Annotated in this window: 11 protein-coding genes; 6 read left to right on the top strand and 5 right to left on the bottom strand. The window is 70.0% G+C overall.

All coding sequences use genetic code 11. The features are described 5' to 3' along the window. The first annotated feature begins 114 nt into the window (after positions 1-114). Both Q8A52_RS16420 and Q8A52_RS16415 read left to right on the top strand, forming a co-directional pair. On the top strand, positions 115-246 hold the full coding sequence (locus Q8A52_RS16420) for a hypothetical protein (protein ID WP_316752666.1): 132 nt from the start codon (positions 115-117) through the stop codon (positions 244-246). Positions 247-325: 79 nt separating this feature from the next. After that, positions 326-1,057, top strand: coding sequence for a hypothetical protein (locus Q8A52_RS16415; RefSeq protein ID WP_316752663.1), 732 nt, complete (start codon positions 326-328; stop codon positions 1,055-1,057). A 73-nt stretch (positions 1,058-1,130) separates the two neighbouring features. Here the strand turns inward: Q8A52_RS16415 and Q8A52_RS16410 are convergent, their stop codons facing one another. Continuing rightward, positions 1,131-1,718 carry an O-methyltransferase gene (locus Q8A52_RS16410; RefSeq protein ID WP_316752661.1) on the bottom strand — a complete coding sequence of 196 codons (588 nt, stop codon included), beginning with the start codon at positions 1,716-1,718 and terminating at the stop codon, positions 1,131-1,133. A 77-nt stretch (positions 1,719-1,795) separates the two neighbouring features. Here Q8A52_RS16410 and Q8A52_RS16405 point away from each other — a divergent pair, with 77 nt between their 5' ends. The 3 genes from Q8A52_RS16405 to Q8A52_RS16395 are packed head-to-tail and all read left to right on the top strand — an operon-like array spanning position 1,796 to position 5,510. Then, a complete protein-coding gene (locus Q8A52_RS16405) occupies positions 1,796-2,875 on the top strand; it encodes a pyridoxal phosphate-dependent aminotransferase (RefSeq protein WP_316752658.1) in 1,080 nt (359 codons plus the stop codon). Then, positions 2,872-4,206 carry a M16 family metallopeptidase gene (locus Q8A52_RS16400; protein ID WP_316752657.1) on the top strand — a complete coding sequence of 445 codons (1,335 nt, stop codon included), beginning with the start codon at positions 2,872-2,874 and terminating at the stop codon, positions 4,204-4,206. The genes Q8A52_RS16405 and Q8A52_RS16400 overlap by 4 nt, the downstream gene beginning before the upstream one ends. Next, positions 4,203-5,510, top strand: coding sequence for an insulinase family protein (locus Q8A52_RS16395; RefSeq protein WP_316752655.1), 1,308 nt, complete (start codon positions 4,203-4,205; stop codon positions 5,508-5,510). The genes Q8A52_RS16400 and Q8A52_RS16395 overlap by 4 nt, the downstream gene beginning before the upstream one ends. A gap of 115 nt (positions 5,511-5,625) precedes the next feature. On the opposite strand, the gene Q8A52_RS16390 is transcribed toward Q8A52_RS16395, so the two are convergent. The 4 genes from Q8A52_RS16390 to Q8A52_RS16375 all read right to left on the bottom strand — a co-directional run bounded on the left by Q8A52_RS16390 (position 5,626) and on the right by Q8A52_RS16375 (position 9,971). Next, positions 5,626-7,017 (bottom strand): MFS transporter, encoded by a 1,392-nt coding sequence (locus Q8A52_RS16390; RefSeq protein WP_316752652.1) that lies wholly within the window; start codon positions 7,015-7,017, stop codon positions 5,626-5,628. A 35-nt stretch (positions 7,018-7,052) separates the two neighbouring features. Next, positions 7,053-7,691, bottom strand: coding sequence for a helix-turn-helix transcriptional regulator (locus Q8A52_RS16385; RefSeq protein WP_316752649.1), 639 nt, complete (start codon positions 7,689-7,691; stop codon positions 7,053-7,055). A 141-nt stretch (positions 7,692-7,832) separates the two neighbouring features. Next, positions 7,833-9,254, bottom strand: a complete 1,422-nt coding sequence (locus tag Q8A52_RS16380; protein ID WP_316752646.1) for a sensor histidine kinase — start codon at positions 9,252-9,254, stop codon at positions 7,833-7,835. A 12-nt stretch (positions 9,255-9,266) separates the two neighbouring features. Next, on the bottom strand, positions 9,267-9,971 hold the full coding sequence (locus Q8A52_RS16375) for a response regulator transcription factor (protein ID WP_316752644.1): 705 nt from the start codon (positions 9,969-9,971) through the stop codon (positions 9,267-9,269). A 227-nt stretch (positions 9,972-10,198) separates the two neighbouring features. Here Q8A52_RS16375 and Q8A52_RS16370 point away from each other — a divergent pair, with 227 nt between their 5' ends. Continuing rightward, entirely contained in the window at positions 10,199-11,530 is a 1,332-nt protein-coding gene (locus Q8A52_RS16370) for a cation:dicarboxylate symporter family transporter (protein WP_316752642.1), read from the top strand. Positions 11,531-11,568: the final 38 nt, after the last annotated feature.

Below are 11,568 nucleotides of genomic sequence, written 5' to 3'. Positions count from 1 at the left end.
CCGCTTTCCGACCGCGCCGTCATGACCCGGCCAACTGCCCTGGATTTCATTGACACATGATGCCGGTCCGGCGAAAGATCTGTGGCAGGTCGGAAAACGAGGAGGTGATTCGAAATGGCTTCCACTCAGCAGCTCAACACCAAGCTCGAGGCGGTTATCGGCAAGAAGCTTGCCGCCCCGGGGCAGGAGCCGCCGCGCCTGGTTCGCGCCAACTCGGCGTTCGCCAAGCCCAGCGAGAAGAAGTAAGGCATCGAGGGACGGGAGGCGTCCGCGACAGGACGCCTCCCTTTCCTGCCGATCTCATCACCGAAAAAGGAGCCCGGCAGTGTACGACGTCTTGGCTGACCTGAAGAACCTCTACAAGGAACGCGAAATCGAGCTGGGTCCGCTCTACATCGAGTCGATGACGGCGGCGCTCGACCACCAGCTCTCCTACCAGGTGCCGGCCATGTACGGCATCACGCGGACGTTGTTCGACAGTCCCCGCATGATCGCCTGGAACCTCGTGCAGAACGGAATCGACGAGGCGAAGGGTGCGGCCCGCATCCAGATCATCGCGGAGAAATACGCGGACGAGGATCTGCGCAAGAAGATGAATCGCCATGTGGGCGAGGAACTCAAGCACAGCCGGCTGTTTCTGAACATGGTTCAGCTCACCGGATATCAGACCGTCGAAGTCGACCTGTCGGACGGGGAAGAGCAGGTCGGCATGGTGATGGACTTCGACGACGACCTGCGGGCCTTCATCTGCCGCGTGCATTCCATCGAAATCCGCTCGTGGACCGTTCTGCGCTATTACCTCGACGCCCTCCGGGAAATGCCGCGGCGGGACATCGCCGACGAGATGATCCCGGTCATCGAGCACATCATGGTCGACGAGATCAACCACGTCGTGTATACGGGCGAGACGATCGACGGCTGGCTCCGCGAGGACCCCTCCCTGAAGGAGACCCTCGACGCCTGTTTCGCGCACACCAACCGCGAGACGTGGCAGGACATGGCGAGCATGGCCAAGTACCTGGCCGACAACTACAGCTTCGCCCTCGCCCCGGAGTGAGCCGCGTCCCGGGGCGGCCGACCCGGCCAAGCGGGCCGAGCCGGCCGCCGCGGCCCGGCGGACGCGCGATGATTCAGCGTATCCGGACCGCTGTGAACACCCCGTCACCCACTTCCCGTAGATCCACCGCGAAGTCACCGGTCTCCGCCACGAGGGCGCGGAAGGCGGTGAGCTGGTCGCGGTGGCTCACGGCGTTGTCCACCGCCACCATGCCGTGCCGTGTCAGTACCCGGCGCAACTGCGGCCAGTACTCCACGTACGCGGGGCGTTCGGCGTCCAGGACGACGAGGTCGACCGACGCGTCCTCGGTCCGCGCCAGCACCTCGCCCCCGTCGCCGTGCACCACGTCCACGTGATCCGACACTCCGGCGCGTTCGAGATTGCGCAGGGCGGCCTCGACCCGGACCGCGTCCGTCTCGACCGTGGTCAGCCGGCCACCGGTGTCCCGCGCGGCGTCGGCGAACCAGATGGCCGAGTAGCCGTTGGAAGTACCGATCTCCAGCACGGACTTGGCGCGCTGAGCCCGGATCAGCAAGGCGATCAGGCCCGCCGCCTCCGGCGTCATGTTGCGCAACCGCAGCAGCCGGTCGGCCAGCGGCCCGTCGTGTGCCCGGCCCTCTTGGTAGAGGCTGTCGAGAAGGGCGGCCAGTGGGCGGTCCATGCAGGCTCCTGTCGCGTTCGGATCTTTCGGGTGACGCTGTCCTGACCGTTGCTAGCACGATCCGCGGTGATCCTCACATGTCTCATTTCGTCGATCTCACATCCGCGGACGTCGTCCTTCGGCCGCCCGATGTCGTGGCAGCGGCCGTCGCGGCGCTGCTCGCCCGCCCCAGCGGTTACACCCCGCCCGGCGGTAACCCGGCCCTGCGCGAGGACGTCGCACGACACCTGACCGAGCGCGGACCGCGCCCGGTCACGGGGGAGGAAACCGTGCTGACCGCGGGAGCCACAGGGGCCTTCGCGGCACTCGTGCTGGCCCGCGTACCGGCCGGCGGCACGGTCCTGGTGCCCGATCCCGCTCTGCCGCTCTACGCCCGCACGATCCGGACCCTCGGCCGTCACGTCGAGCGCTATCCGGTGCCCACTTCGGCCGGCGACGCCCGCTGGGCCGAAGTGATCGCCGCGCACGCCCCCCGCTGCAGTGCGCTGCTGTGGAACACACCGCACAACCCCACGGGACGTGTCTTCACCGCCCCGCAGAACCGCACTGCGGCCGAACTCGCGGACCAGTACGGGCTGTTCATGCTCAGTGACGAGGTATTCCACGACCTGGTCTGGCACGGTACGCATGTCTCACCGCTGCGCTGGGCCGACCCGGAACGGTCGGCGGGCATCTGGAGCGCCTCCAAGGCACTGCGGCTCAGCGGTCTGCGCATCGGCTGGCTCGCCGCCTCCCGTGAGACCGCGGCCCTCGCCGCCCATGCCTCCTGGGAACTGACCATGAGCGCCCCTGTTCCCGGCCAGGTCGCCCTCGGGATGTCGTTGCGCTGCTACGACGCCGTGGTGGCCGCCTCGCGCGCCCAGATCTCCCGCAACCTCCCCGTCCTGGCCGCCGCCTTCCCACCCCGCTGGGTCACACCGGTTCAGGCCGGCACCTGCCTGTGGGTGGAGTTGAAAGGAACCGACATGACCGACACCCAGGCCGCCCGACACCTCCTCGCCGAGTGCGGCGCCCGAGTCTGGCCGGGCAGCCGGTTCGGCCCTCTGGGCACCGGCCACCTCCGGCTCAACGCCGGAGCGGCCACCGCCGATGTCGAGCGGGTCGCCGGACTCATCGGCCGCGTCCTGTCCACATCCACCGGACGCACCCGGTCATGACGGCCGGCCCGGACACCGCGCCCCGCTCCGAACGGCGCGCCCTCATCCATGCCCTCGCCTCCCACCGCATTCCCGTGACCGTCCTGGAACCACCGGGCAGACCCCGCGTGCTCGTCTCAGCGCGTCCCGGAGCCGGAGTCGTCGGCGTGGCCGTCGGCGCACCGGCGGGCTTCCGCACGGAAGCCCCGGGGGAGGAGGGCCTCGCCCACCTGCTGGAACATCTCATGTTCCGGGGCGGCGACGAGGACGGCGGCTTCCTCCAGCAGGTCCACCACCGTGGCGGTACGACCAACGCCTCCACCCACCTCGATCACACCCTCTACTGGCAGGAACTGCCCCATCACGCGCTGGCGGAGGCACTGCGGGACGAGGCGGAACGCTTCACCCGCCCGCTGCTCACCTCCGAGGCCGTAGCGCGGCAGCGGGAGATCGTCCTGGAGGAGATCGCCTCGAACGTGGAGAACCAGCCGCTCGGCGGCTTCCCCTGGGCCCGGCTGCCCGCCGTGGCGTTCCGCGACCACGCCAACAGACACAACGGCTACGGGACCCGCGAGTCGCTGGCCCGGGCTACGGTCGCGTCCGCCGAGTCCTTCTTCTCCCGCCACTACCACCCCAGCCGCCTCAGCGTGGCCGTCGTCGGCGACGTCGATCCGGAAGAGGTGCGGGCGGTCATGCTGCGCGCCTGGCCGGAGGCCGGGCCACCACCGCCGCTCCCGACGCCCGGCCCCGCCGTCTTCGTCCCCGGCCGTCACACCGGCACCGACCCGTTCATCGCCTCCCCCGCCGTCGCCGTCGGCTGGCCCGTGCCCTCCGCCGGGACGAGCCCCCGCGAGCACGCCGCGGCCATGCTGCTCGCCGACATGCTCGGCGGCGGCAGCGAGAGCCGGTTGCACGACCGGCTGGTGCTGGACACCGGCATCGCCCGCATGACGTCTTGCTACGTCGGCTTCAACGACCCCCTGCAGTGCCACAGTCCCAAGCTGCTTGTCGCCGAGGCCCACCTGGTGCGGGAAGCGGACCCCGACCGGGCCGTCGAGCTCGTCCGGGACGAAGTGGCACGGCTGGCGACCGACGTCGACGAGGAGAGCATGGAGGGAACCGCGCTGTTCTCCCTGATCGCGTTCTGGCGGTCGCTCGAGAACTGCACGGGCCAGGCGCGGGCGCTCGCCGCACACGGCGTGCTGCACGGCTCGGCCGACCGCCTGCTCGGACACCCCTCGCTGGTGTCCTCCGTCGGCGCCGAGGACATCCGCCGCTGCGCCACCCGCATCCTCCGCACACCGCCCGCCGTACTCGCTGTCCGGCCCCAGGACAAGGGAACCCGCTCATGACCGCCGTCCGGACCCGCCGCCACCTCGACTCGCACACGGCGGATGCGGGCGGTTTCACCGCCCACGCCGTGCGACTCGCCACCGTGCCCCTTGTCGAGGTGCGGCTGCGACTCCCGATGCCCATGCCCGGCCCCCGGGGTGTCGCCGCCGCCGAAGTCGCGGCCGAGGTGCTGTTCGGCCACGCCGCCCCCGCCCGCGCCGAAAGCGCCCGCCGCGGCGGCTATCTGGTCGCCGCCGCGGACCAGGACCACCTCTGCGTCGCCGCGACGGCGCCCGCCGCGGCCCTCGCCGCGCTGCTGCGCGAGATCGGCTCCGCGATCGACCGGCCCGCCCCCGGACGGGACGCCGTCCGCGCGGCGATCCACGATCTCTCCGAGGCCGGCCGCGCCGGCGCGGACGACTCGGACGTCGTGGCCACCGCCACCGCGCTGCGCTCGGCGTACGGCGACGCCTCGCCCTACGCCTATGAGTGGCCGGGTCCCGAGCTGATCGGCACCCTGAGCCCCGACGAGGTTCTCGCCGGATGCTCGGGCATCACCACGGCGGGGGGAAGCATCGCGATCGTCGGCGACGTCGTCCCGCAGGACGCTGTCGGACTCGTCGAGCAGTTCCTCGGCCACCTCGGCCGCGCCCCCGTCCCCGTACCGGCCCTGCCACCCGCCGTGACCGGCTCCCGCAACATCGCGGTCCACCGTCCCGGGGCCGCTCAGACCACGCTGCGCCGCGTCCTGGTCGTGCCGCACGACCGACGTGGCACCGGACGCGCTACGGACGGCGCCGCCTGGCGCGTCTGCGACTTGGTGTTCGGTGGTCAGCCCTCGTCGCGACTCGCGCGCACGCTTCGCGAGGACCACGGTTACGCGTACATCGCCCGCAGCCGGCTGGTACGCAGGCCCCGCGCGACGGACCTCCGGATCATCACGGACGTCGGGTTGTCCGTCACCGCGGAGGCGGTCACCCTCCTGGACGAGGTCACCCGGAGTATGGCGGAGGGCGTCACGGACACGGAACGGACCGTCGCGGGGGACTTCGCCGCGGGCGCGGTCGTCATGTCCCACGGCGGCCAGAGCGACCTGGCGGGTCTGCTGTCCCAGGAACTCGGCCTCGGCCGCGCCGCACATGCCGTCGATGACGACGTGTCCCTCCTGGCCGGTGTCACACCGTGCGCCCTGGACGCGAGCGCCCGCCAACTGGCCGCAGGACACTGGCACACGGTGCTGGTGAGCGATCTCGACCGGATCGACGGCGGAACTCTTCCCGCGTTGGGCGGAGCCGGTTGGACCGTTGCAGCGGTGGAGAGTTGACCGGGGGTCGTACGTCTTCGCCTCCCTTGCCCTACGACGAGCTGAGACTGCAGGCATCTCCGGGTCTTCTCCTCCCGGGAGGAGAAGACCCGGAGATGCTCCATGCGGCGAAGCACTACTGGTCGGCGACCTCAACCGGTTCGGCGAGGGAACTCTTCCCCTTCCGGGCCGAGTGGGCCCGGCGCTCGCCCGAGGCGCCTGGCGGGTCGTCGCCGTCCGCCTTCGCGGCCTCGTCGCGCTGCGCATAGTCCTCACTGTCGAACCGGTACAGCTGCGGGCACGTCACCGCGATGAGCAACGCGCCCGCCATGGAGACCAGCCCCCCGGAGACCACCGAGACCCGCGGCGAGAACAGCGAGCCGATCCCGCCCGCCTCGGCGTCCCCGAGATAGGGGCCGCTGCCCACGACAAGCACGAACATGGCGGACATCCGTCCGCGCATCTCGTCACTGGTGATCGTCTGCACGATGGTCGACCGGCACACCGCGCTCACGCTGTCGGCCGCTCCCGCCGCCGCGAGGCACACCAGCGCCGCCGGGAAGTTCGGCATCGCCCCGGCCACCGCGATGGCGGCGCCCCAGATGAGCACGGCGCCGACGACCACGCGGCCCAGGCGGCGCGCCCGGCCCAGCCACCCTGTGGTGAGCGCTGCGGCCAGTGCGCCGAAAGAGACGGCGGACAGCATCAGACCAGTGCCTTCGGGACCCACGTGGTAGACGTGCAGGGCCAGCACCGGGAACAGCGCCCGCGGCATGCCGAAGGTCATCGCGATGAGGTCGATGCCGAAGCTTCCCAGCACCGCTCGCTCCCGCCGGACGAACCTGATGCTCTCCGCCAGGGAACCGAGGACCGACGGCCGCCCGGACACCGGCTGTGCGGGTGCCCGATGACGCACCATCGCGACCGAGACGATGAGCACGGCGAACGTGAGGGCGTCCACCGCGTAGACGGGGGCGAAGCCGAACCACGCCACCGAGAATCCGCCCAGCGCCGGCCCTAGGACCAGCGTCGCCTGCACTATTCCGTACGAGAGGGACACCGCTGAACGCATGTACTCCTTGGGCACCGCCTGCACCAGCAGTGCCTGCCTCACCGGCCCGTCGAAGGCGGACGCCGCGCCCGTCCCGGCGGCCAGCACGTAGAGCAGACCCGGACTTGCCACCCCCGTCCCGGTCGCTACGGCGAGCGTAGCGATGACCGCCGCCATGACCGCCTGGGAGGCGATGAGCACGTGACGCCGGTCGTACCGGTCCGAGATCGCTCCGCCGAACAACGAGAGCACGGCGAACGGCACGAACTCCGCCAGTCCGAGCAGGCCGACCTGCCATGGGGACCCGGAGAACCGGTACATCTGCAGCGGCAGCGCGACCGTCGTCATCTGCGAGCCGATGCGGCTGAACACCCCGCCGATCAGCAGCAGCCGGTAGTCACGGGACTTTCGGAACGCGGTCGTGTCCACCATCAGCGACCGCAGCCGCCTCCGGCCGCGTCGTTCGCTGTCGCCCACAGATCATTCCTCCCTAGGTCCTGGAACAGGGCAGGTCAGATCCAGCCCCGCTCGACTGCGCGGACGCCCGCTTCGAAGCGGCTCACCGCGTTCAGACGTTCCATCAACTGCGCCGCCATCCGACGCACCGTCCGTTCGGACGTGCCCTGCCGACGCGCCACCGCTTGGTCGGTGAGGCCCTCCATGAGCATGCGCAGCAACTGCTGCTCGGCTTCGGTCGGCGGATCTTCAGGCTGGGCCGGCACGATCTCGGCGCGGCGCCACAGCAGTTCGGCCAGCGAGTGCAGCGCCCGCAGCAGGCTGGGGTCCCGCACCGCTGTGAAGCCTCCGCTCTCGGGCCGGGTGGTGACGATGGCTCCGGCGGAGGTCAGCAGCATCGCGCCCGGCGGCAGCCAGGCGCTCTGCCCCACCAGGGCGCCGCGCTCGCGCTGCCGGGCGGCTTCGAAGGACAGCCGCGCGTCGCGCAGGGCACCGTGGGGGTAGATCACGCGCGCCGTGCCCGCACCGGTCCACTCCCTTGCGCCGAGGAACAGCTCCAGAAGCAGGTTCTCGTCCAGCGGCACATTCCAGTAGCCGATCAGGTCACCTTCTGAGTCCTGCAGGAACTCGTCGACGGTGGCGACGAGTTGCGCCGGGTCGTCGAGCCGCTGGCCCTGGATGGTGACGATGGTCATGCCGGAAGCCCCTTCCCCCTGAATCACACTGGGATTCGACTGGCCGTCTGAGGGCCCATGCTCGCATCGGTCGCACCGAGACAGAACTCAAGACCGGCTCCTTGTCCCCATTACGTCAACTGGGATCTGGTACCGGACAGTTCACCTGTCGGCCTGTCCGGACCCGGCCCACTCGGGTGCCGCGCTCGCCAGGTGCAGTACGGCGTTCAGTCCCGGTGCGTCGTCGGTCCGCAGCTCCAGCCGTCCGCCGGACGACTCGATGAGCTTCGCCGCGATGGACAGTCCGATACCGCTGCTGGCGGCCGGACCACGCCGCCAGCCGCGCTCCAGGGCCGCCTCGCGGTCCGCGTGTGGCAGGCCGGGCCCCTCATCGCTCACTTCGATTCTCAGCCGCGGCCCGGTCACCGCGATGGACAGCCGTACCACGCCGCCTTCCGGGGAGTGTTTCAGAGCGTTGTCGAGCAGGACGTTCAGGGCCTGCTCGACGGCCCCCGGGCGGGCCAGTGCCCAGGCACGCCGGGGCCGGCTCAGGCTGAGCCGGACAGCGCGCTGCTCGGCGACGGCCGCCCAGGCTCGGACGCACTCCTCGGCGATGTCGCACACGTCGACGACCTGGGCGTTGCGGTCGGCCGGGAGCCGACGGGCGTGGTCCAGCAGGTCGGTGAGCGTCCGGTCCATGCGGTCGACGTCGGCGAGAAGCCGGGTCTGCCGCTCCGCCTCCGCCGCCGGCAGATAGGGGCGCAGGTTCTCTATCCGCAGCCGCATCGCGATCATCGGATTGCGCAGTTGGTGGGCCACATCGGCGAGGAACGTGCGGTACTCCTCCATGGCGGACTGGACTGTGGCCCCCAGCGTGTTGACCACCGTGGCCAGTTCGTTCAGGTGGTAGCCGTGGGAATGAGTCTCGGCCCTGGTGTGGTACGCCCCTTCCGACAGCGCGCGCAAGGTGGCCCCGATGTCCCGCACGGATCGTGCCGAGCGGCGGTGCAGCGCGAGGGCAGGAACCATGCAGCAGAGCACCGCGGTGGGCAGCAGTGCCACCAGCACGGCCCAGCGCAGCAGGACGTCGGAGCGCAAGTCGTCCGCGGGTGCCCGGACCAGGAGCACAGCGGCGCTCTGGCCGCCGACTGGAACGGTCATCCGTACGGAGAGGAAGGAGCCGGGGGCCGGCACCATCGGCACGGGCGCCGTTCGCAGTCCGGGAATCGCGGCTGCCCCCCGGCGCGGCAGCCTGCCGATGACCTTGCCGACGAGGTGCCGGTCGCCGGTCGTGACGATCCTCCCGTCAGGCAGAAGGACGGACAGTTCCGTGCCACGCCCGTGCGACATGCCGGCGAGGAGCTGTTCCAGCCTTTCGGGTGTCCGCCTGGTCGCTGTCCTCTCCGCTCCGACGGAGCGCAGAGCGTCGGACACGCGGGAGCCCGCCACGGTGGCGGTGGCCGTGAGCCGGCCCATCGCGTCCCGGCCCGCCTCCCGGGCGAACAGACAGCCCAAAGGTGCGAGCAGGGCGGCGATGACGGCGCCGACGAGGACGCCCATGAGCGTCAGATGGGTGAGGCGCACAGGGCCGCGGCCTCAGTCGGCAGCGGCGGGCTGCGGCTCGAAGCTGAAGCCCACCCCTCGCACGGTCTTGATCCAGCCGGGTTCACGCAGCTTGCGGCGCAAGGCCGAGACATGGGAGTCCAGGGTGCGTGAGGTTCCGATCCATCGGTCGGACCACACAGCCTCCTGGAGATGGGAGCGGGTGAAGACACGCCGTGGGGACCGCGCGAGGAGCAGCAGTAACTCGAATTCCTTCAAGGTCAGCCGGATCGGCTGGCCGTCGAGCCGCACCTGCCGTTCGAGCTCGTCGATGACGAGCCGGCCGTGGGCGATGACGTGGGGGTCCGGCTTCTTCGGCTCCGGTGGCTCCTGCGCGGCCGGCCGCGAGCCGACCCTTCTGCGCACCGCCGCCATCCTGGCCAGCAACTCCTGGAGGCGGTACGGCTTGACAATGTAGTCGTCGGCTCCCAGCCGCAGGCACAGCACCATGTCGAGCTCGTCGGAACGGGCCGTCACCGCGATGATGGGCACCCCGGTCCTCACCCGCAGGTTCTGGCACACCTCCAGTCCGTCCATGTCCGGCAGATTGAGGTCGAGGAGCACGATGTCACAGGTGAGGTCCGCTTGCAGAGCGGCCTCACCACTGGACACGTGTTCGACCACCCAGCCGTGCTGCCTGAGTCCCTCGGACAGTGCCTCGAAGATCTCAAGGTCGTCCTCTACCAACAGCGCCTTCATGCCGCAGCCCCCGCCCGCGTCGCGCAGATCGAAAAATCGAAAAGTGGGGCGGGACAGAGTGGTCCAGAACTGTCCTCGCCCAGATCCTGCAACTATTGCATGGTCATTTGCACAGACAGATATTGCGTAGGTCTCACATTCCTCTGTCGTTCCTCGCTCACAGCCTTCGCACCGCCTCCCTAGCATCTCCAGCAGGCCGGACATCATGGCGTCGACGGGGGTGAGGTATGCCGAAGTCCTACCAAGGCCGGGGGTTTCACCGCACGCTGACCTTCTGGGTGCTGGTCGGCCTGCTCGCGGGATCCCTCCTCGGGCTCGTGGCACCCGAGTTCGCCGTCCGCATGCGGTTCTTGGCGGACACGTTCATCTCCGTGATGACCCTGCTCATCGCCCCGGTCATCTTCACCACCGTCGTCGGCGGGATCGCCGCCATCGGCGGTCGCGGCGGCCTGGGCGGGCTTTCCCTGAGAGCCCTGTTCTACTTCGAGGCGGCGACCACCCTCGCCCTTGTCATAGGTCTGTTGGTGGGCAACGCGCTCGCCCTGCTCCCCGTCCCGCACGGGGCCGATGCACACATCGACAGGGGCGTGGTGGCACCCCTGGAGAGGGAAGCGGCCGGTCTGGGCGGCGTCACCAACCTCGACTGGATCATCCCCCACTCCTTCATGTCAGCATTCACCAGCGGGAACGCCCTTCAAGTCCTCTTCCTCGCAGTCCTGTTCGGAGCGGCCCTGGTCATGTCGGGTCAGCGGGGCGCCCCTGTACTGGACCTCGTGGACCGCCTCGGACACATCATGTTCTGCATGGTCCGCATCGTGGTGACCGCGGCGCCCGCCGCCACCTTCGGCGGCGCCGCCTTCACCGTCGGCCGTTTCGGATTCGTACCGATGCGCGGTCTGCTCTCCTTCGTCCTCGCCTTCTATCTCACCTGTGGGGCAGTGATCGTCGGCGGCCTTGGCCTGGTCGCCCGCGCCAACGGTTTCTCCCTGCTCCGTCTGCTGCGATACCTGCGGCACGAACTGCTCGTCGTCGTCGGCACGTCGTCCTCCGAACCGGTCTACCCCCGAGTCCTGCGCAAGCTCGAACTGGCGGGAGTGCCCCGGGCCACCGGAGCACCGCTGCTCGCCGGCGGGTACTCACTGCACCTGCTCGGGACCTGCGTCTACCTCACCATGGCCGCCATGTACGTGGCGACCGCGACGGGCGGGGGGCTTTCGGTGAGCCACCAGCTGTTGTTCCTCGCCGTCGCCGTACTCACGTCCAAGAGCGCGGTGGGGGTGACGGGTTCCGGACTCCTCACCCTGGTAGCGACACTCTCGGTCACGCACTCCGTCCCGTTGGCCGGGGTCGCCCTTGTCGTCGGCATCGATCGCATCATGTCCGAGGCGCGGGCCGTCACCAACTTCATCGGCAACACCGTGGCCGCTCTCGTCATCACCAACTGGCTGGGCCGGCTCGACTCGGCGCGGCTGAACGAGGCACTTGCCGCCGAACGTCCACCGGACCCGAGCTACCCCGAGGACGATCCGAAGGTCGTCGACATCCGCATCTCCGACTGACACTCGATGCCCTCCTTCCACCGCTCTTTCTCGTCCCT

It is taken from the genome of Streptomyces herbicida, from assembly GCF_032656585.1.
GTDB lineage: Bacteria > Actinomycetota > Actinomycetes > Streptomycetales > Streptomycetaceae > Streptomyces > Streptomyces herbicida.
The sequence above is the reverse complement of the archived record's forward strand: the minus strand, read 5'-3'. Positions and strand labels throughout refer to the sequence as shown.